Raw genomic sequence first — 19,636 nt, 5'->3', positions numbered from 1 at the left:
ATACCTTATTTCCGATATGATTGCTGGCAAATATTCTAAGCCTTAACCTGTATTGCGACCTGCATCGCTTAGTTGCAATTGAGCTATCACAAACAGAGTATTTTTGCAAAAACAACGCTGGAAACCGGCGCAGGTTCTAAAGGCGCAGTAGGTTCAATACCCTTCGATCTGACCATCCTGTTGCCAGGGTTTGACCAGATTGCCGAAACGAGTGAATTGCGCCTCGAACGAGAGTTCAACCGTGCCGATGGGGCCGTGGCGTTGCTTGCCAACGATGACCTCAGCCTTGGCATGCAGGCGCTCCATGGCCTGCTTCCACTCTTCCATCTTTTCCAGCTCATGATCGCCGGGCTTTTCACGTTCCTTGTAGTATTCCTCGCGGAACACGAACATCACGACGTCGGCGTCCTGTTCGATCGAGCCCGATTCCCGCAGGTCGGACAATTGCGGGCGCTTGTCGTCACGGTTTTCGACCTGACGCGACAGCTGGGACAGGGCAATAACCGGGATGTTGAGTTCCTTGGCAATGGCTTTCATGCCCATCGAAATTTCAGCGATTTCGTTGACACGGTTTTCGGCCATACCTCGGCACAGCTGTAGGTAGTCGATCACCAACAGGTCCAGCCCATGCGTCCGCTTCAACCGCCGCGCTCGGGCAGCAAGCTGCGAGATGGGCAGGGCTGGGGTATCGTCGATGAACAGGGGACAGGCTTCCAATTCCTTGGCCGCGTCCACGAAACGGCGGAACTCGGCCTCGGTCATGTCGCCCTGACGGATCTTATGCGAGGATATCTCGGACGCTTCGGCCAGAACCCGGCCGGCAAGCTGCTCGGCGCTCATTTCCAATGAGAAGAAACCAACGACGCCGCCATCGATCGCGCCTTCGCTGCCGTCCGGTTTCAGGCCGCGTTTATAAGCCTTGGCGACGTTGAATGCCACGTTGGTCGCGAGCGAGGTTTTCCCCATCGACGGGCGTCCGGCCAGGATAATCAGGTCAGAGGGGTGCAGACCGCCCAGCTGTTTGTCCAAATCGGCCAGACCGGTGGAAATCCCCGCCATGCCACCACCGCGCTGGTATGCTTCGTTGGTGACGTTGACGGCTTCTGTGACCGCCTTGAGGAAGGATTGAAAGCCTTGTTCGGTCTGGCCCTGCTCGGATAATTGATAAAGCTGCTGCTCGGCCTCGACGATTTGTTCTTTTGGCTCACTGGCAACATCGACCCGCGCGGCTTTGTCCGAGATGTCCCGTCCCAAACGGATCAGCTCGCGCCGGATGGCGAGGTCATAGATCATCTGGGCATAGTCATGCACGGCAAAGGCACTGATCGAGGCACCCGCCAGCTTGACCAGATAGGCCGGGCCGCCAAGTTCCTTCAGGCCCTCATCTTCAGCCATGAAAGATTTCAGCGTCACAGGCGAGGCCAGCGCATTCTTGGCGATGCGCGTGGCCGCGACCTCGTAGATCCGTGAGTGAACCGGGTCATAGAAATGCTCGGCCCCGATGATCGAGGCCACACGATCATACAGGTCGTTATTGGTCAGGATTGCACCCAGAAGCTGCTGCTCGGCCTCGATGGAGTGCGGCATGGTTTCGGCATTCTGAATCTGAGCCGCTGCCTGCTCGATACTGCTGATCTCGTTCATTGCTGTTCTCTATGTCCCTTGAGCAGAGGCCATATCGCAACGCCATGAGTCGGCGCAAATTGTATGTTTTCTGGGGATAGCCTGTGCATATCTCTCCGCCCCATCATATTGCAGGATGGGACGGGGCTTCGTCAACATGTTGTAGGGGAATGACCGGCTGTTCGCTCGGATGTTTCTAGTTTGGAAACAGATTGCGTCGCGTCAACTCTTGTGCGCTTCCTGCCATCCGCGTGGATCATTCAAGAATGCTTCGACGCCATCCAGCGTCTCTTGATCGAATGCTTTCTGAGCCTTGGCTTCTGCCAGTACGTCCCACCATGTGCAGAGGTGATGCAGTTGAACACCATGGTCGCCCAGCGTTTTCTCGGTATCCGGGAAGATACCGTAGTAGAAGATTACCGCAGTATGACCGCAAGTCGCGCCGGTTTCACGGATTGCGTCGACAAAGGACAGTTTGGATCCACCATCGGTGGTAAGATCTTCAACCAGCAACACACGCTCGCCCTCAGTCATCGCGCCTTCGATTCGGGCGTTGCGGCCGTAACCTTTGGGCTTCTTGCGCACGTAGGTCATCGGCAAGGCCATGCGTTCGGCAACCATAGCAGCAAAGGGAATGCCTGCTGTTTCCCCGCCTGCGATATTGTCGAAAGCTTCGAACCCGGCGTCGCGCATTACTGTGACGGTCAGAAAGTCCATCAGTGTGGATCGGATACGAGGGTACGAGATCAGCTTTCGGCAGTCGATATAAGTTGGACTGGGCAGGCCGCTGGCCAGCGTAAATGGTTCGCGCGCGTTGAAATGGACAGCCTTGATCTCAAGCAGCATCCGTGCGGTCAGGCGGGCGATTTCTGTGCTATCGGGAAATGAACTGGGGATCATGACGGAACCTCGGAGCTGAAATGGCGTTGCGGGCTGATAGCCTGTCCTTTGACCCAGAGTCGAGAGGGTTGCCCTGCAAAAGAAAAGCGGACCCCAAAGAGGTCCGCTTTTGCCCTTACGGGCGGTCAAGCAACCAAGGTGGGCTTAGCTGCTGATGTCGTAGGCGCGCTCTCCGTGAACCGAAAGATCGAGCCCATTTGTTTCGGTCTCCGCATCTACGCGAAGCGGTGTGATCAGCGCAACCACTTTGACCAACACAATCGTGACAACTGCCGTAAAGGCACCCACGATCACCAGCCCACCCAGCTGCGCGGTCCACGTGCCCAGACCGAACAGTGCGATCATGAGCGTCCCAAATATACCGCCGACACCGTGCACGGCGAAGACATCCAGCGTGTCATCGATTTTCAGCATAGTGCGCATGACATAGACCGCCTCCTGACACAGGACACCGGCGACGCCACCGATAATCAGCGCCTGCACGGGGCCGACAAAGCCCGAGGCCGGGGTGATCGAGGCCAAACCCGCGATGGTGCCCGTGACCAGACCCACCATCGAGGCTTTGCCAAAGCGGATCTTCTCCCACAGTGCCCAAGTCAGTGAGGCGGTGGCCGCAGACAGATGCGTCACGGTCATCGCCATTGCTGCACCACCGTCAGCTGCCAGTTGTGAACCGCCGTTAAAGCCGAACCAGCCAACCCACAGCATCGCGGCACCGACCATGACATAGCCGGGATTGTGGGGCGGGGTCGTGCGATTGCGGCGTGGTCCGAGGATCACAGCGATGATCAGCGCCGCCAGCCCGGCGGTTTCATGCACGACGATGCCGCCAGCAAAGTCGCGTACGCCAATCTCACCCAGAATGCCGCCGTCACTGAGGATTCCTCCACCCCAGATCCAGTGGACGACCGGTGCGTAACACAGCAGCATCCAAAGGGCCGAGAAGGTCAGCACAAATCCGAACCCCACACGCTCAACATAGGCCCCGACGATCAGGGCCGGGGTAATGATGGCAAATGTCATCTGGAAAGCAAAAAACAGAACCTCGGGCAGGGTGCCGGCCAGGCTGTTGGCGTCGACGCCGTTCAGAAACGCTTTGCCCAGCCCGCCCCAAAGGCCGGAGTCGCCCGGGCCAAACGCAATTGAGTATCCGGCGACCAGCCAAAGGATACTCATCAGGCAGGCAATGCTGAAGCAATGCATGAACACGCTCAGCACGTTTCGCGCGCGCACAAGGCCGCCATAAAACAGGGCAAGGCCCGGTAATGTCATGAACAGGACCAGCGCCGTTGCGACGATGATCCATGCTGTATCGGCTCCGTTCATGGGCCGCTCTCCTCTTTCGCTGCAGGGGCGCCGATCTGTGCTTGCACGTCACATACTGGCGCATCGTGAGTGGTGTGCTCTGCGTTGAAGCGAAGGGATGGAGAGGAAAAAAGAGGCAACACCCTAAAAGACCGCCTGCTTCGAGGGCCTTTTTTTAACTGGTGATAATTTTTGCGCTTTCTGGGTGTATGTGACGCAATTTTAAGCGAAACGCGAAACGCCCTGAAAGAGAAGCGCCAGCGCGTGGTCTCGGGCAGCGCGGCGGACAGCATCGCGGCCCAAAGCACCGAACTCAACTGTTTCTACTTGCGTCTGCTGCCCGTTGGCGGCCAGCCCGAAGCAGACGCGTCCTTCGGGCTTGAACTCAGAACCGCCGGGGCCAGCGATGCCGGTGATGGAAACAGCCAGTTGCGCCTGAGAATTGCGCAGCGCACCTTCGGCCATCTCGCGGGCGACCTCTTCGGACACTGCACCATGCGCGGTCAGGGTTTCAGCGCGAACGCCCAGCATCTGTTGCTTTGCAGCGTTGGTGTAGGTGACGAAACCCCGGTCAACGACGGCGGAACTGCCGGGTATGTCGATCAGTGCGGCGGCCACCATGCCGCCCGTGCAGCTCTCGGCAGTGGCGATCATCAGGTTTTTCACCCTGGCGCGATCGAGTAGATCGGCAACGTTCATAGGCCCAAGACCCCATGCGAAATGCCTGCGAGAATTAGTACGCCAACAGCGGCAAATACCCCGGCAATCACGTCGTCCAGCATGACACCCATTGGATCACCACGCCGGTCTGCCCAACCGACGGGGCCGGGTTTGGTGACGTCGAACAGGCGAAACAGGATGAACCCCGCGACCCAGCCGGGCCAGAGGGCCGTGATCTCAATCCCATGTGCCCAGGCGGGGTAGGAAATGGCCCACAGGGCAATGAACTGTCCGGCCACCTCGTCGATCACGATTTCTGACGGGTCGTGATCGTCCTGTCCCGCCGTCATAACGCGTGTAGCCCACAAGCCCCCAAAGAACGCGGCGAAAGTTGCCAGAACCAGCAGGGGAAACCCGCCCAGCGTGTGAAGCAGCCAGGCCAATGGCAGCGCAACCAGAGACCCCCATGTGCCCGGGGCAGGGCGCAGGTATCCAACGCCCCCGACAGTTCCAATCAAACGCGCGGCGGTCATGCTTTCACCAGACAGGCTGTGGCGAGCGAGGCGATCCCCTCGCTGCGGCCAGTAAAGCCCAACCGTTCGGATGTGGTCGCTTTGACCGAGATCTGATCTGCGCGCAACTCTATGATTTTGGACATTTCTTCTCGCATTGCCTGCGCATGAGGTCCTATTTTGGGATACTCGCAAACCAGCGTGCAATCCACGTTCGAGATGCGATAGCCCATCTGGTGCGCCAACTCGACCGCGTGCCGCAGAAAAACCTCGCTGGCAGCCCCCTTCCATTGAGGGTCGGACGGGGGGAAATGCTGACCGATATCGCCCTGCGCCAGCGCGCCGTAGATTGCGTCGGTTACCGCGTGCATGCCGACATCAGCATCCGAGTGCCCCTGCAACCCGCGGTCATGTGGCACTTTCACACCGCACAGGATTACATGATCCCCGTCACCAAAGCGGTGTACATCGTAACCGTTGCCCAGCCTTACATCCATGTCCGTTCCCAATATGCGTTCCGCCCGGGCAAAATCCTCGGGTCGCGTGATTTTGATATTGTCCGCGTCGCCAGGCACGATGGCAACGTCCAGCCCAGCGGCGCGAGCGACTTCGACGTCATCTGCTGCGCCTCCGGGATGTGCGGCATGCGCCGCCAAGATGGCGTCATATCGGAACCCCTGCGGCGTTTGTGCCGCGAACAGGTTGCTTCGATCCTGGGTGCCTGAAACACTTGCGTCATCTCCGACCCACAGGGCATCAGTAACTGCCAGTCCCGGCGCTGCCGCAAGGTGGGTGTCCAGCGCCTGAAGAACGTCCTGAATAACGCGAGCGCTGACACAGGGACGCGCCACGTCATGAATGAGAACTTGCTCGACGCCGTATCCGGTCAGCGCCTGTAGCCCGTTTTGAACCGATCCGGCCCGGTCCGCGCCGCCAGCGGCAAGGATCAAGCCCGAGTTACCGAACTCCTCCCAAGCCGAGGTGTCTTCGGGCGCGATAACCAATACGATGTGATCGACCTGACCCTGAAAGCGCTCGATGGTCCAATCGGCCACCCGCCGACCGGAAAGTGAACGCCATTGTTTTGGCGTGCCGCCACCGGCGCGTAATCCGCGTCCTGCGGCGACAATGATGGCGGCGGTCGTCATGGGGGCAGTGTCTCCTGTGTTGCGCAATGTTTAGGGGGCGGTGAATGCAGAGGCAATCACCCAGGTCAATATGCTTAAAAAATAGGCATGTGATGATTCTGCGGGCTTGTTTGCCGCCGTTTTCTTGTTCATATGCTGCGATTTCGATATCAAACCTGCAATTGCTCAAGGATTAGGCACGTTGACCCTGCGTCTTGCTGAAAAGGAACTGACCCCTCCGGTGTTGTTGGCGCCGATGGCTGGAATCACTGACCGGCCATTCCGTGATCTTGTGATGCGCTTCGGCGCAGGTATGGTCATTAGCGAGATGGTGGCCAGTCAGGAGATGGTTCAGGCCAAGCCCGGTGTGCGTGAGCGGGCCGAACTTTCGGCGGATGTGGAAAACACCGCTGTGCAACTGGCTGGGCGTGAGGCGCACTGGATGGCAGAAGCCGCCAGACAGGTTGCCGACCGCGGTGCACGGGTAATCGACATAAATATGGGATGTCCGGCCAAGAAGGTGACGAACGGGTATTCTGGTTCCGCATTGCTAAAGACGCCGGACCACGCGCTGACGTTGATCGAAGCCGTGGTGAGCGCGGTGGACATTCCGGTGACACTGAAAACTCGGCTGGGATGGGATGACTCGCTTCTGAACGCGCCGGATGTTGCGCGCCGCGCGCAGGAGGCCGGCATTCAGATGGTCACAATCCACGGACGCACCCGGTGTCAGTTCTACAAAGGTCGCGCCGACTGGCAGGCGATCCGGGCGGTGAAAGAGGCGGTCTCGATCCCAGTTATCGCCAATGGAGATATCATCGATACTGTGGCGGCGAAGGTGGCTTTGGAAAAGTCGAAAGCGGACGGCGTAATGATCGGACGCGGAGCACAGGGCAAACCGTGGCTATTGGCTCAGATCTGTCACGATCTCTACGGCGGTGCGGCGCCCGATATCCCTGAGGGGGAGGGCCTGGTAGCCATGGTGCGCGCACATTATCAGGCAATGCTGGGGTTCTATGGTCAGGATCTGGGCTTGCGCGTCGCCCGCAAGCATCTGGGGTGGTACATGGATGAGGCGGGTACGCCCGCGCTCTTGCGCCGGTCGGTTCTGACATCGCGTGATCCGGACGAGGTGTTGCATCTGTTGGGCGACGCTCTGATCAGCCAGACAGAGGTGGCCGCATGACTTCGGACCAAGCCATCTGGGCCTCGTTGCCGGTCCCGGCCTTCATCATTGACGTTGAAGATCGTGTTGCCGATGTAAACTCGTCGGGAGAAGGGTTTCTGAACGCCTCGCGCAAATCGGTACTGGGAAGCCCGGTCTGGGATCTGCTGGCGGTGGATGCACCGCTGGAAGAGGCGTTCCTGCGCGCCCGGCAGTACGGTAGTCCACTCTTTGTTAATGATGTGGATGTTGGGTCAGGCAACCGGGCCCCTCTGCAATGCGCGCTGCAAATTGCGCCGTTGATGGGCCATCCGGGCATGATGATCATGATCGTTTCGCCGCGCGAACTGGCAGGTCGGATGACGCTGGGAAATACAGTGAAATCAGCAGCGCAATCCGCGATCGGGATGGCGGAAATGCTGGCGCATGAGATTAAGAACCCACTGGCAGGTATCACAGGTGCTGCGCAGTTGCTGAGCATGAACATTCCGCAGCAAGACCTAGAATTAACAGACCTTATCGTCGCAGAAACGCGCCGTATCGTGAAGCTTCTGGAGCAGGTCGAGCAATTCGGAAACCTGTCTCAACCCGATTTCCGGCCGGTCAATATCCATGACGTCCTTGATCGTGCGCGGCGGTCGGCGCTGCTTGGTTTTGGGGCCCACATGACCATCATCGAGGATTACGATCCTTCGCTGCCCTTGGCCTATGGCGACCCGGATCAATTCTTGCAGGTGGTGCTGAACCTTCTAAAGAACGCATCCGAGGCGGCCCCAAATGGCGGCGTAATCCGGTTGCGGACCTATTTCGAACACTCGTTCCGCCTGCGCCGCAGCGACGGTTCGGGTCACTCGCTGCCCTTGCAGATCGAGATCATCGACGATGGCCCCGGTCTGCCCGAGAAAATCCGCAGCGATATTTTTGACCCCTTCGTATCGGGCAAGGAGAACGGCACAGGCCTCGGGCTGGCACTGGTCAGCAAGATCGTGTCGGACCACGACGGCTGGATTTCCGCCGACTCGGTTCCCGGTCGCACCGTATTTCGCCTGTCCCTGCGACGGGCTCCTCGAGAAGAGCAGAGTAAGGAGAGCACCTGATGGATGGCACAGTTCTGGTCGCCGATGACGATCGCACAATCCGAACCGTTCTGACACAGGCCCTGACACGGGCCGGATGCAAGGTGCATGCCACCTCGTCCCTGACGACGCTGATGCGCTGGGTCGGTGAGGGCAAGGGCGATGTGGTAATCTCGGATGTTGTTATGCCCGACGGTAATGGCCTTGAGATGTTGCCCAAGATTGCCTTGGATCGGCCCGGGCTTCCGGTGATTGTGATTTCAGCCCAGAACACGATCATGACAGCGATTCAGGCGGCTGAGGCGGATGCCTATGACTATCTGCCTAAGCCATTTGACTTGCCGGACCTGATGAAACGTACCGCGCGCGCATTGGACCAGAAACAACGCGCTCTGCCAGAGCCGACCGACGCGACAGAGGATCGGCCGGATGAGTTGCCACTGGTCGGGCGGACACCATTAATGCAGGCGCTGTATAGGTTAGTGGCGCGAGTGATGAATACGGATCTGTCGGTGATGATTTCCGGTGAAAGTGGAACCGGCAAGTCTTTGATTGCCCGCGCTATTCACGATTTTTCGGACCGTCGAACTTTGCCCTTTGTGACCGTGACTGCGACCGAACTGAGCGACCTGGAGGGTCCCGCGCGGGTCATGGCGCGAGTACGCGGCGGGACGCTGCTGATTGATGAGATTGCTGATATCGACGAAGAGATTCAGGCCCGGATCGTGCGGATGATGGACACGCCCGGTGATCATGCTCCGCGTTTTATGGCCACCAGCCAGTCAGACCTGACCGAGGCAATGGAAACTGGCCGTGTGCGACAGGATCTATACTATCGTCTGTGCGGCGCGACGATCCACGTTCCGGCGTTGCGGGAACGGGTGGACGACATCACTCTGCTGGCCGACCATTTCCTGGCCAGAGAAGAGCGCGAAACCGAAACGAAACGTTGGCTCAGCGCGGAAGCGGTTGAACTGGTGCGTCGGTATTCCTGGCCCGGCAATGTGCGTCAGCTGGAAAACGCAATTCGCCGCCTGAGCCTGACCAGCCGTGCCGAAGAAATCTCCAGGGTTGAAGTCGAATTGGTTCTGGGTAGCCAGCCTGAAGCTGAGCCGGTTCTGGGCGATGGTGAGCGTGAAAAGCTGTCTTCGTCCGTCGAGCGCCATCTGAGGCGGTATTTCGATTTACACGGAAACATTTTGCCGCCGCCGGGCCTGTATCAGCGGATTTTGCGCGAAGTTGAAGCACCTCTGATCGAAATTGCGCTGGATGCAACCGGCGGAAATCAGGCAAAATGTGCTGACTTATTAGGGATCAACAGGAATACGCTGCGTAAAAAAATTACGGATCTCGATATTCAGGTGACACGCCGACGCAAACTGATGTAATATCGCCACACAAAACGTGGCATCCGGGTTTCTCCCGGCCAACGACCACGACATATGGCGGTAAGTCGCGCAGGCGACACATCAGAATGAGGGCAGACGGTGGCAACCCGGGCACAGAACGGGCCGATCCTATCGATCAACCGGTGGCGCAAGTCCCGGAGATTCCGCAATTTCAGCACTTTGGGTCTGGTCATATTGGGCCCTGTGCTGGCGTTTGCGACTTATCTGGTCATCGGCCCATTTGATCTTGGCGCGACAGCTCCGACGCTGCGGCTGATTCTCCTTGCTGATCTTGTGTATGTTCTCGTTGTCGCCGCCTTGGTGCTGGGGCAATTGGGCAGCCTGATCGCTGCGCGGCGGGCAAAATCCGCAGGTTCGCGGCTGCATTTACGCCTGATTGGCGCGTTTACCCTACTGGCGCTGGTTCCGACGGTCACTGTGGCGATCTTCGCCGGTCTAACCGTGAATATTGGTCTTGAGGGCTGGTTCTCGGACCGTGTGCGGCAGGTTGTTGGGTCTTCATTGTCGGCCGCTGAAGCGTATGAACAGGAACACCAGCAAGGTCTGACGCAGGATGCTAGGGTACTGGCCCGATATCTGGACAATGCGCGGGCGCTGGATTTCTACATCAGTGATGCCGAGTTGCGCGAGGTCCTTGCGCAGGGTCAGGCGCAGATCCAGCGGGGCCTGCGTGAGGCCTATGTCATCGACGGTAGTGGGGAAATCCGATCCCGTGGTGATCGGTCTTACTTGTTCAACTACGAACAGCCCACGCCAGAGCAGATGACCGAGGCCAACGATCTTGGCATGGCGGTCATTGCCGATTGGGATAACAGCGAGTTCCGCGCGTTGGTGCCATTGCAAGCTTTTGCTGATCGCTACTTGTACGTCAGTCGTGATGTAGACGGGCAGCTGCTGACGCTGTTGGATGATACAAAAGAAACGGCCCAGTTCTACCGCCAGCTTGAAAGCGAGCGGGGCAGGGTCTTGTTTGAATTCGGCCTTTTATATCTGGGTTTTGCCGTGATCCTGATTCTGGCGGCGATGTCGTTGGGCATGTGGTTTGCGGAACGTCTTTCGCGTCCGGTCGGACGTCTGACTACAGCGGCGCAGCGCGTTGGTGCCGGCGATCTGGGCGTTCAGGTGATCGAAGAGGCCAGCGATGACGAGATCGCCATGCTCGGCCGGTACTTCAACCAAATGACCCGCCAATTGAAGGGGCAGCGCGATACTCTTCTGGAAAACACGCGCCATATCGAACGGCGCAGGCGCCTGTTTGACTCGGTGCTGAGCTCTGTCACCTCGGGGGTTGTGGGTATCGATCCAGATGGCTGTGTGACATTCGTGAACCGTTCGGCTGAGCGGTTACTGGATTGGTCGGGCAGAGAACAGCACCTGGCGATTGGTATTGGTGTGCCTGAGTTTCTGGCGCTGTTCGAGAACCTCAAAGAAAGCGGGCAGGAAGCAGTACAGGGCGAGGTCAAAGTTACGCGTAAGGGCCAGCTTGAAAACCTTCTGGTGCGTATGGCGACCCGTCGGGGTGAGGATGGCGGGCTTGAAGGTTATGTGGTTGCCTTTGACGACGTCACCGATCTGGTTAGCGCGCAGCGTATGGCAGCATGGGGCGACGTCGCCCGCCGTATCGCTCATGAGATCAAGAACCCTCTGACCCCGATCCAACTGAGCGCTGAACGGATCAAGCGCAAGTTTTCACGCAAACTAGATGAAGAAGACTGCGATACCCTGGTTTCGATGACGGATGTTATCGTGCGGCAAACCAACGACTTGCGGCGCATAGTGGATGAGTTCTCGAAGTTCGCGCGCATGCCCGAACCGGACCGTCGAGAAGAGAATCTGGTCGATCTGGTTCGTGAGGCTGTTTTGTTGCAGCAGGCAGGTCAGCCGGACGTTCAGATTGATTCCGATCTGCCCGCCCAAGCCGTTTTTGCGGATGTGGATGCGACGATGCTGAATCAAGCGTTGACCAACCTGATCAAGAATGCCGGAGAAGCCATTGGAACGCTTAAAGAAAAGGGCGCGCCGGACAATCTTATGCCTCAGATCAAAGTATCGATGATTCCTGATGAAGCCGGGACAGTCATCACAATTGCAGACAACGGCATCGGCCTGCCTGAAGACCGGGCGCGGCTGTTTGAACCCTATGTAACTACCCGCGACGAGGGAACCGGTTTGGGATTGCCTATCGTCAAGAAGATCATCGAAGAACATGGCGGAGCGCTGACATTGGAAGATGCGCCCGTCTTCAACGGACAAGACCATTACGGCGCGATGGCTGTGATCCGTTTGCCTGGGGCCGAAGGGGCCTCCACCGTCGCGCCACAAAAGCAGGCGATTAAAACCAACAAACTGAAAGCAGGCCAAAGATGAGCGACATTCTGATCGTAGATGACGAACGCGATATTCGCGAACTAGTGTCCGACATTCTTGAGGACGAAGGCTATTCCACCCGGCTCGCCGGCAACTCAGACGATTGCATGGCGGAAATCAATGCCGAACCACCCGGGTTGCTGATTCTGGATATCTGGCTAAAAGACAGCCGAATGGACGGGATCGACATCCTGAAGGCTGTGAAACGTGACAACCCGGATGTGCCGGTGGTGATAATTTCCGGCCACGGCAATATCGAGATTGCGGTCGCTGCGATTAAGCAGGGCGCATATGACTTTATCGAAAAACCCTTCAACATCGATCAATTGATGGTGGTGATCCGCCGCGCCATGGAGACCTCGCGCCTGCGCCGCGAAAACGCCTCGCTGAAGCGGAAAGAGATTAGCGGTTCGGATATGATTGGCAAGTCGGCCTCATTCAGGGCGATGCAAGGACAGCTGGACAAGGTAACCAAGTCGAACGGTCGTGTGATGCTGAGCGGGCCCGCCGGATCGGGCAAGGAAATTGCCGCGCGGTACATCCATGCCCATTCCAATCGTGCTAACGCTCCCTTTGTTACTGTGAACTGCGCGGGGGTCGAGCCGGAACGGATGGAAGAGGTTCTGTTTGGGCGTGAATCCTCGGAGCGCGGTGTTGAGTCGGGTCTGCTGGAGGAAGCCCATGGTGGTGTGATCTATTTCGACGAGGTCGCCGACATGCCGCTCGGTACGCAGTCGAAGATATTGCGTGTCCTTGTGGACCAGCAGTTTCAGCGTGTCGGCGGAGCCGACAAGGTTCGGGTGGACCTGCGGGTTATTTCATCAACCAACCGCGATCTTGGGACGGAAATCGCAGCCGACCGGTTCCGAGAAGAACTGTATCACCGATTGAACGTGGTTCCGATTGCGGTACCGTCTTTGGAAGAGCGGCGCGAGGACATTCCGGTTCTTGCGCAACATTTCATCGAAATGTGCAATGAAACCCAAGGCTTGCCGGTTCGCGAACTGTCCGATGAGGCAGTTGCGCTACTCCAGACGATGATCTGGCCGGGCAATGTGCGTCAGCTTAAGAACCTGATCGAGAGGGTTCTGATCCTGGGCGATGGCACCGGCCCAATCGAAGCGCGCGAACTGCCCAATGAAGAAGAAAAACCGGACGAATCCGGTCGCGTTGTTCTGTCTGGCGTTTTGGCCACCTTGCCGCTGCGCGAGGCTCGCGAGGCGTTCGAAAGGGAGTACCTGCTGACTCAGATCAACCGCTTTGGCGGCAATATCAGCCGCACCGCCAGTTTTGTCGGGATGGAACGCAGCGCGTTGCATCGTAAGCTGAAATCGCTGGGTGTGGTAACTTCGAACAAATCAGGCGCACGTGTGGCGCAACTGGATGAACCTGAGCCGGCGGAGTAATCCGCCGGGGATTAGCCCGCTTGTCCTGGTGTAATGATCTGGAAGGAACCGTCGTCGAATTTTACGAAACAGGACGACGGGTTTAGCGGCGGCAGGACCGTCGTGCGGGCGGGCGCGACCCGTGACTTTACGTTCTGCTTGCAGGGCGGCAGGCTGACTGGACGAAAGCCTTTTGCGGCCATGCACTGCGCTTCGACCGTGTTGCGCAACCTTTGGTTGACATCCACCGTGTATACGCGCCCGGGTTCCCACCAGCCTGCTGACCGATAACAATTCCCTTTGCCGTCGCAATAAGTGCGACCGGGCCAGTAGGTTGGCGGGCTCTGGCGAATCTGATTTGCAACGGGTGCATCTTTCAATGCGTCGACCTGACATGCCGTCGTTTCGGCCTGCAATCGCGAGACGCTTTCACCTTCGCGGTAATACAGAGACAGAGGTCCGCATGAAGATAGGATAACGGCGGGAATAAGGAAGCGAAGGATTGTTTTCATACTCTTATCTTGCCGCAACTGTCTGTTCATGACAATTCAATTGACCGCTTTAGGGGCATCTGTCATTCAAAGATTTCAGGCAGAAAGGCCAGGAACATGAAGGTCATCATTTGCGGCGCCGGTCAGGTCGGCTGGCAGATAGCGCGGCACCTGTCGAGCGAAATGAATGATGTGACGGTGGTTGATAACAACCCGGATCTGGTACGTCGCGCGACCGAAACGCTGGACGTGCAGGGGATCGCGGGGTTTGCCAGCTATCCTGACGTGCTGGACCGGGCAGGGGCTCGGGACGCGGACATGATCATTGCTGCAACCCACTCCGATGAAGTGAACATGGTCACCTGCCAGATGGCGCATTCAGTGTTCTCGATCCAGCGCAAGATTGCGCGTTTGCGTTCGAAATCCTACCTGGAGGCGATCCATTCGGACCTCTACCGCCGGGATCACCTGCCCATTGATGTGGTGATCAGTCCTGAACGCGAAGTTGCTGCGGCCGCGATGCGTCGTCTGTCCGCACCGTCCGCGTTCGACACCGAAATTTTCATGGATGGCAGGGCCCAATTGCTCGGTATTCGCGTGGATGAGGACTGTCCGATCGTGAATACACCTCTGCGGCAGCTGACCGATCTGTTTTCGACCCTGAGTTCGATCGTTGTGGGAATCCGCCGTGAGGGATCGTTGTTCGCGCCGGAATCCGAAGACCAATTGTTTGTCGGAGACGAGTGTTACGTCTTCACCAATGTGAAAGACGTCGACCGCACGATGGAAGTCTTTGGCAAGGCGCAGAAGAAACAGGATCGCGTCGTAATCGTCGGTGGCGGTAATGTTGGGCTTGAGGTTGCACGGACGCTTGAAGAGCGCGAAAGCCGGGTGCGTGCCAAGATCATCGAGCGGGATCGGAAATGCGCCGAGATCGCCGCCGAGACGCTGGAACGTACGATTGTTCTGAACGGGGACGGTCTGGACGCCGCCCTGCTGAACGAAGCCGGGATTGACCGGGCCGACGCGATGCTTGCAGTCACCGATGACGACCGGACCAACATGCTGGCAGCGGTTCGAGCCAAGGGTGAAGGGTGCGCGCTGGCCATCTCTCTTATTAATGACCCAAGCATGGTGGCGCTGATGGGGCCGCTTGGAATTGACGCCTATATCAACCCGCGCGCGACAACCGTCAGCTCGATCCTGCGCCATATTCGCCATGGCCGGGTACGGCAGGTCTATTCCATCGGGGACGCCGAGGCCGAAGTAATCGAAGCAGAAGTTCTTTCGACCTCTCCGATGGCGGGGCAGAAACTACGCGACATCGATTTCCCGGAAGGTGTACTGGTTGGGGCAGTACGCAAGGGGGACGATGTCGTGCGCCCAACGGGCAGTCTGCGGATCGACGAAAAGGATGTGGTCGCCATCTTTGCGCTGGCCAAGGACGTGCCCGAGGTGGAACGCCTGATGCAGGTCTCCATCGATTTCTTCTGATGTTGCGGGCGAGAGGACAGCAGCAGATCGGATTTATGCGGCGCCTGCCGCTGCTCTTGCTGATCTGGGCTGTCGCCTCGTTGTCGATGTGGATTCCTGCCGTTTATGCGCTGACATTGGATGACCACGGAACGTCCCGGTCGTTCTTCTATTCAGGTCTTTTGGGTCTGTTTGTGGTTTCCCTTATCTCGTTGGCACTATTGAACCGAGAACCCCGCCACGGGACGCTTGGTCAATTGGCTGTAATGTTGTCCTCGTTTACTGTCTTGCCGTTGTTTCTGGCGATTCCGTTGCATGATGCCCTGGGTAATACCAGTTATTTGAATGCCTATTTCGATATGGTGAGCGCGGTCACAACAACTGGCGCGGATCTGTTTCCCGACCCCTCGCGCCTAACCGCACCACTGCATTTGTGGCGGGCTCTGGTCGGATGGCTGGGCGGTTTGCTGATGTGGATCGCGGCTGCGGCGATCCTTGCCCCGCTATCGTTGGGAGGTTTCGAGGTCACGGCGCGCGGGCAACCGGGGCGTCCGGTTTCGGGCGTGGCGCAGAGTGAAAAGATGGATCCGCGCGGGCATCTTCTTCGCGTAACCCGCACGCTGGCACCGGTCTACACCGGGTTGACAGTGGTGATGTGGATTTTGCTGCTGATCGCCGGTGAACAGGGGTTGACCGCGGTCTGTCACGCGATGTCCGTCATGGCGACCTCTGGTATTTCACCGGTGGGCGGGCTTGAAGGTTCGACCGCAGGCATCACCGGCGAGGCCATCCTGTTCCTGTTTCTGTTCTTCGCGCTGTCCCGTCTGACTTTTTCGGCGGACACCGCGACGACCGGTTATGCCCGGTTGGACAAGGATCCCGAATTCCGGATCGGAGTACTAATTGTACTGGCGGTGGCGGCGCTGCTCTTTTTTCGCGTTCTGGCGGGCGTTGCCGAACTTGGGTTGCAGATCGAACTTGTTCAGGCGCTGCACGTCATATGGGGCATGGTGTTCACAGTGATGTCGTTTCTGACCACGGCCGGGTTTGAAAGCGCCAACTGGAACGATGCGCAACAATTGTCGGGATTGGGCACCCCCGGATTGGTTCTGATGGGGCTGGCTTTAATCGGAGGCGGCGTGGCTACCACCGCCGGGGGGGTCAAGTTGCTGCGGGTCTATGCGCTCTACCTGAATGGTAAGCGTGAGATCGACCGTTTGATCTATCCCTCATCCGTCAGCGGAGAGGGCGGTGGCAACCGTCGCATTCAAAGCGACGGCGCTTTCATTGCCTGGATCTTCCTGATGATGTTCGCACTTACATTGGGCTTGTTCGATGTCTTGCTGGCTGCGACAGGCGTAGGTTTCGAGCAGGCGATGGTTCTGAGCGTCGCTACGCTAAGCACAACCGGCCCGCTGATCGAATTGGCCACAGACGTGCCTATCCGTTTGGTTGACCTCTCGGGAGGGGCCAAGCTCACACTGTGTGCCGCGATGATCATCGGTCGTCTCGAGACGCTTGCGATCATCGCGTTGATCACACCAACCCTGTGGCGGGATTGACCTGTCAACAGGCCATTGTGCTAACGCCTGATTTTTCATCTGGAATATCTGCGCGCGCCACTCCATACTCCGCAAGAGGGAGCGCGTTGGTCCGCAGCGCGTAGCAAGAACAATGGCGAGATAAAAAAATATGGCTTCGGACAGACAGAATCTGCAGGACGCGTTCCTGAATAATGTACGGAAAGCAAAAGTCCCGGTCACGATATTCCTGATCAACGGTGTAAAGTTGCAAGGCGTAATCACCTGGTTCGATAATTTCTGCGTATTGTTGCGCCGCGACGGACAGTCGCAGCTGGTCTACAAACACGCGATTTCAACCATTATGCCATCGCAACCGATCAATCTGTATGAGGGCGAAGACGCCTCTTGATGGACCACGATAGGGCGCGCACCCGGGCTTGGGTGCTGCATCCCGAAATCAAATCAGATGAACAGCGCCGCGTTCCCGAACCAGCGCTGGAAGAGGCGGTAGCACTGGCTGTCGCTTTGCCCGATCTTGACGTGATCGGATCCGAGGTTGTGCGTCTTCCGCGTGCTCAGCCAGGCTTGTTGTTCGGCAGCGGTAAAATCGAAGAATTGGGCGAACGGTTCCGTGAGAATGAGATTGAACTGGTTCTGATCGACGGGCCGGTCACACCTGTTCAGCAGCGCAATCTCGAAAAGGCCTGGAAAGTCAAAATCCTCGACCGAACCGGGTTGATCCTCGAGATTTTCTCGGATCGCGCCCGCACCCGAGAAGGTGTGTTGCAGGTCGAGATGGCGGCGCTCAGCTATCAGCGTACGCGATTGGTACGGGCCTGGACCCACCTGGAGCGGCAGAGGGGCGGATTGGGGTTTGTCGGTGGTCCGGGGGAAACCCAGATCGAAGCGGACCGGCGCGCTATTGATGACCAACTGGTACGGTTGCGCCGTCAATTGCAAAAGGTGATCAAAACCCGGACGCTGCACCGTGCTGCGCGCGCCAAAGTACCGTATCCGATTGTAGCTTTGGTAGGCTATACCAACGCTGGAAAATCCACTCTGTTCAACCGCCTGACCGGGGCCGAGGTGATGGCCAAGGACATGTTGTTCGCCACTCTGGACCCGACAATGCGACGGGTTGAGCTGCCGGACGGACCCGAGGTGATCCTGTCGGACACGGTCGGGTTCATCTCGAACCTGCCGACCGAGCTGGTCGCTGCGTTCCGCGCCACACTGGAAGAAGTTCTCGGCGCAGATCTGGTTGTTCATGTGCGCGACATAAGTCACGAGGACACTGATGCGCAGGCGAAAGATGTGGAAGCCATACTGGCTTCACTTGGTGTAGATGACGAACGCCCCCGTCTTGAAGTCTGGAACAAGATTGACCTGCTTGCACCCGACGAAATCACCGCTACGTTGGCCCGAACTGAGCGGGATCCGTCCGTCTTTGCCATTTCGGCAGTGACGGGTGAAGGGATTGACGCGCTTCTTTCTGAAATCGCTGTCAAACTGCAAGGCGTTCGCCACGAGGCTGAGCTGACCCTGGACTTTTCCGAGGGTAACAAACGCGCTTGGCTATTCCGGCAGGAAGTGGTCCGCTCGGAGGAGCAGACCGAAGAAGGGTTTGTCATCACGGTGTTGTGGACCGACAAGCAGGCGGCCAAGTTCGCCGCGCTGTAAGTTTTGCAGCATGGGTTGAGGGGGGATTTTGATGGCAAAACTCGACAGCGCAAAGGTGCGGTTGCAGGGGCATATTGTTGTACCGGATGATCGCCTTGCGGACGTGCGCGCAGCTTTACCCGAACATATCTCTCTGACCCGTAGCGAGCCGGGCTGTATCTTGTTCGAGGTGATCGAGGATTCGGACCAACCGGGACGTTTTATCGTGTCGGAAGTCTTTGAAAACCGTGCAGCCTTTGATGCGCATCAGACCAGGACCCGCGCGTCAGGCTGGTTTCGGATTACTGAAGGCATCGAACGCGAATATGAGATATTCACAGGCGCGGCTGATCCTGAGTAGGGTCACTTACCCGGCTTTTATCAGCGCAAATCGCGCAACTTATGAACCGTCGATCTGTTTCTGGTAATCGTCTGAATCGAACCAGCTCAGAGAAGATTGAACCTTGTGATCAGGCCCCAACTCCCATTCCTCCCAGCCACGGGTGACGACATGGTTGCCAGTTTGGGCATGGTGCCCTTCGAGCGTCCATACAAATATAGCGTGCGAACCGGCCCATCGTAACATATCGCACCGCACTTCGAGATCCGGAAATTCCGCGAATAAATTCCTTACCATCCCTGCAATAGCTTCGCGACCTTGCAATGGGTCACCCCGGTTGACGGTGAATTGACCATCCGTGGCAAAGAAAAAGGCAACTGCTTCGGCGTCGCCTGAACTCCACGCTATGGCATAGTCGCGCGCCAGATTGTTCAATGTGTCGCGAACGCTGCCCACGAGTTTCCCCCTCATTGTCAGTGCAGTGGCCTTGCGAATGCTATGCCAAAGCGCGCAAGGGCGTCCATGCCGGCGACAATGATGCGCGGATATCGGCTAAAACCTGACGGTCCGAGCAGTGTCGCATGGACACAGCCCCTCGGTCGACAGCTTTAACCCAACGTT

Annotated in this window: 18 protein-coding genes; 10 read left to right on the top strand and 8 right to left on the bottom strand. The window is 57.9% G+C overall.

Annotation, left to right across the window (positions count from 1 at the left end; genetic code table 11):
- Positions 1-153 precede the first annotated feature (153 nt).
- The 6 genes from AC2TCY_RS13970 to AC2TCY_RS13945 all read right to left on the bottom strand — a co-directional run bounded on the left by AC2TCY_RS13970 (position 154) and on the right by AC2TCY_RS13945 (position 6,148).
- On the bottom strand, positions 154-1,644 hold the full coding sequence (locus AC2TCY_RS13970; RefSeq protein ID WP_480848179.1) for a replicative DNA helicase: 1,491 nt from the start codon (positions 1,642-1,644) through the stop codon (positions 154-156).
- A 201-nt stretch (positions 1,645-1,845) separates the two neighbouring features.
- The gene (locus tag AC2TCY_RS13965) at positions 1,846-2,523 is read right to left on the bottom strand and encodes an orotate phosphoribosyltransferase (protein ID WP_480848178.1); all 678 of its coding nucleotides are present in this window, start codon (positions 2,521-2,523) and stop codon (positions 1,846-1,848) included.
- Between the two features lie 144 nt (positions 2,524-2,667).
- Positions 2,668-3,849: an ammonium transporter gene (locus AC2TCY_RS13960; protein ID WP_480848176.1), complete on the bottom strand. Its 1,182-nt coding sequence runs from the start codon at positions 3,847-3,849 to the stop codon at positions 2,668-2,670.
- A gap of 201 nt (positions 3,850-4,050) precedes the next feature.
- Positions 4,051-4,527, bottom strand: coding sequence for a CinA family protein (locus tag AC2TCY_RS13955; RefSeq protein WP_480848174.1), 477 nt, complete (start codon positions 4,525-4,527; stop codon positions 4,051-4,053).
- Positions 4,524-5,021: a phosphatidylglycerophosphatase A family protein gene (locus tag AC2TCY_RS13950; RefSeq protein ID WP_480848172.1), complete on the bottom strand. Its 498-nt coding sequence runs from the start codon at positions 5,019-5,021 to the stop codon at positions 4,524-4,526. Before AC2TCY_RS13950 ends, AC2TCY_RS13955 begins: the two co-directional genes overlap by 4 nt.
- Entirely contained in the window at positions 5,018-6,148 is a 1,131-nt protein-coding gene (locus AC2TCY_RS13945) for a bifunctional 2-C-methyl-D-erythritol 4-phosphate cytidylyltransferase/2-C-methyl-D-erythritol 2,4-cyclodiphosphate synthase (protein WP_480848170.1), read from the bottom strand. The genes AC2TCY_RS13950 and AC2TCY_RS13945 overlap by 4 nt, the downstream gene beginning before the upstream one ends.
- A gap of 181 nt (positions 6,149-6,329) precedes the next feature.
- Here AC2TCY_RS13945 and dusB point away from each other — a divergent pair, with 181 nt between their 5' ends.
- The 5 genes from dusB (at position 6,330) to ntrX (ending at position 13,550) form a co-directional block, all read left to right on the top strand.
- A complete protein-coding gene (dusB, locus tag AC2TCY_RS13940; protein WP_480848168.1) occupies positions 6,330-7,313 on the top strand; it encodes a tRNA dihydrouridine synthase DusB in 984 nt (327 codons plus the stop codon).
- A complete protein-coding gene (locus tag AC2TCY_RS13935) occupies positions 7,310-8,389 on the top strand; it encodes a two-component system sensor histidine kinase NtrB (protein WP_480848166.1) in 1,080 nt (359 codons plus the stop codon). Before dusB ends, AC2TCY_RS13935 begins: the two co-directional genes overlap by 4 nt.
- On the top strand, positions 8,389-9,756 hold the full coding sequence (locus AC2TCY_RS13930) for a response regulator (protein WP_480848164.1): 1,368 nt from the start codon (positions 8,389-8,391) through the stop codon (positions 9,754-9,756). The genes AC2TCY_RS13935 and AC2TCY_RS13930 overlap by 1 nt, the downstream gene beginning before the upstream one ends.
- A 99-nt stretch (positions 9,757-9,855) precedes the next feature.
- Entirely contained in the window at positions 9,856-12,144 is a 2,289-nt protein-coding gene (locus AC2TCY_RS13925; RefSeq protein WP_480848162.1) for a sensor histidine kinase NtrY-like, read from the top strand.
- Entirely contained in the window at positions 12,141-13,550 is a 1,410-nt protein-coding gene (gene ntrX, locus AC2TCY_RS13920; protein ID WP_480848160.1) for a nitrogen assimilation response regulator NtrX, read from the top strand. Before AC2TCY_RS13925 ends, ntrX begins: the two co-directional genes overlap by 4 nt.
- Before the next feature lie 11 nt (positions 13,551-13,561).
- On the opposite strand, the gene AC2TCY_RS13915 is transcribed toward ntrX, so the two are convergent.
- The gene (locus tag AC2TCY_RS13915; RefSeq protein WP_480848158.1) at positions 13,562-14,041 is read right to left on the bottom strand and encodes a hypothetical protein; all 480 of its coding nucleotides are present in this window, start codon (positions 14,039-14,041) and stop codon (positions 13,562-13,564) included.
- Positions 14,042-14,137: 96 nt separating this feature from the next.
- On the opposite strand from AC2TCY_RS13915, the gene trkA reads away from it, so the two are divergent.
- From trkA to AC2TCY_RS13890, 5 genes are all read left to right on the top strand, one after another.
- Positions 14,138-15,514 (top strand): Trk system potassium transporter TrkA, encoded by a 1,377-nt coding sequence (gene trkA / locus AC2TCY_RS13910; RefSeq protein ID WP_480848157.1) that lies wholly within the window; start codon positions 14,138-14,140, stop codon positions 15,512-15,514.
- The gene (locus AC2TCY_RS13905; RefSeq protein WP_480848155.1) at positions 15,514-17,055 is read left to right on the top strand and encodes a TrkH family potassium uptake protein; all 1,542 of its coding nucleotides are present in this window, start codon (positions 15,514-15,516) and stop codon (positions 17,053-17,055) included. The genes trkA and AC2TCY_RS13905 overlap by 1 nt, the downstream gene beginning before the upstream one ends.
- Before the next feature lie 130 nt (positions 17,056-17,185).
- A complete protein-coding gene (gene hfq / locus AC2TCY_RS13900) occupies positions 17,186-17,425 on the top strand; it encodes an RNA chaperone Hfq (RefSeq protein WP_005982826.1) in 240 nt (79 codons plus the stop codon).
- Complete coding sequence (gene hflX / locus AC2TCY_RS13895; protein WP_480848153.1) at positions 17,425-18,696, top strand: GTPase HflX; 1,272 nt, start codon at positions 17,425-17,427, stop codon at positions 18,694-18,696. The genes hfq and hflX overlap by 1 nt, the downstream gene beginning before the upstream one ends.
- 31 nt (positions 18,697-18,727) lie before the next feature.
- A complete protein-coding gene (locus tag AC2TCY_RS13890) occupies positions 18,728-19,036 on the top strand; it encodes a putative quinol monooxygenase (protein ID WP_480848151.1) in 309 nt (102 codons plus the stop codon).
- Positions 19,037-19,075: 39 nt separating this feature from the next.
- Here the strand turns inward: AC2TCY_RS13890 and AC2TCY_RS13885 are convergent, their stop codons facing one another.
- Positions 19,076-19,471: a nuclear transport factor 2 family protein gene (locus AC2TCY_RS13885; protein WP_480848149.1), complete on the bottom strand. Its 396-nt coding sequence runs from the start codon at positions 19,469-19,471 to the stop codon at positions 19,076-19,078.
- Positions 19,472-19,636: the final 165 nt, after the last annotated feature.

This window comes from Ruegeria sp. HKCCD7181, from assembly GCF_057221055.1.
Note: the sequence above shows the minus strand (reverse complement) of the source record. Positions and strands in the feature narration are given on the sequence as shown.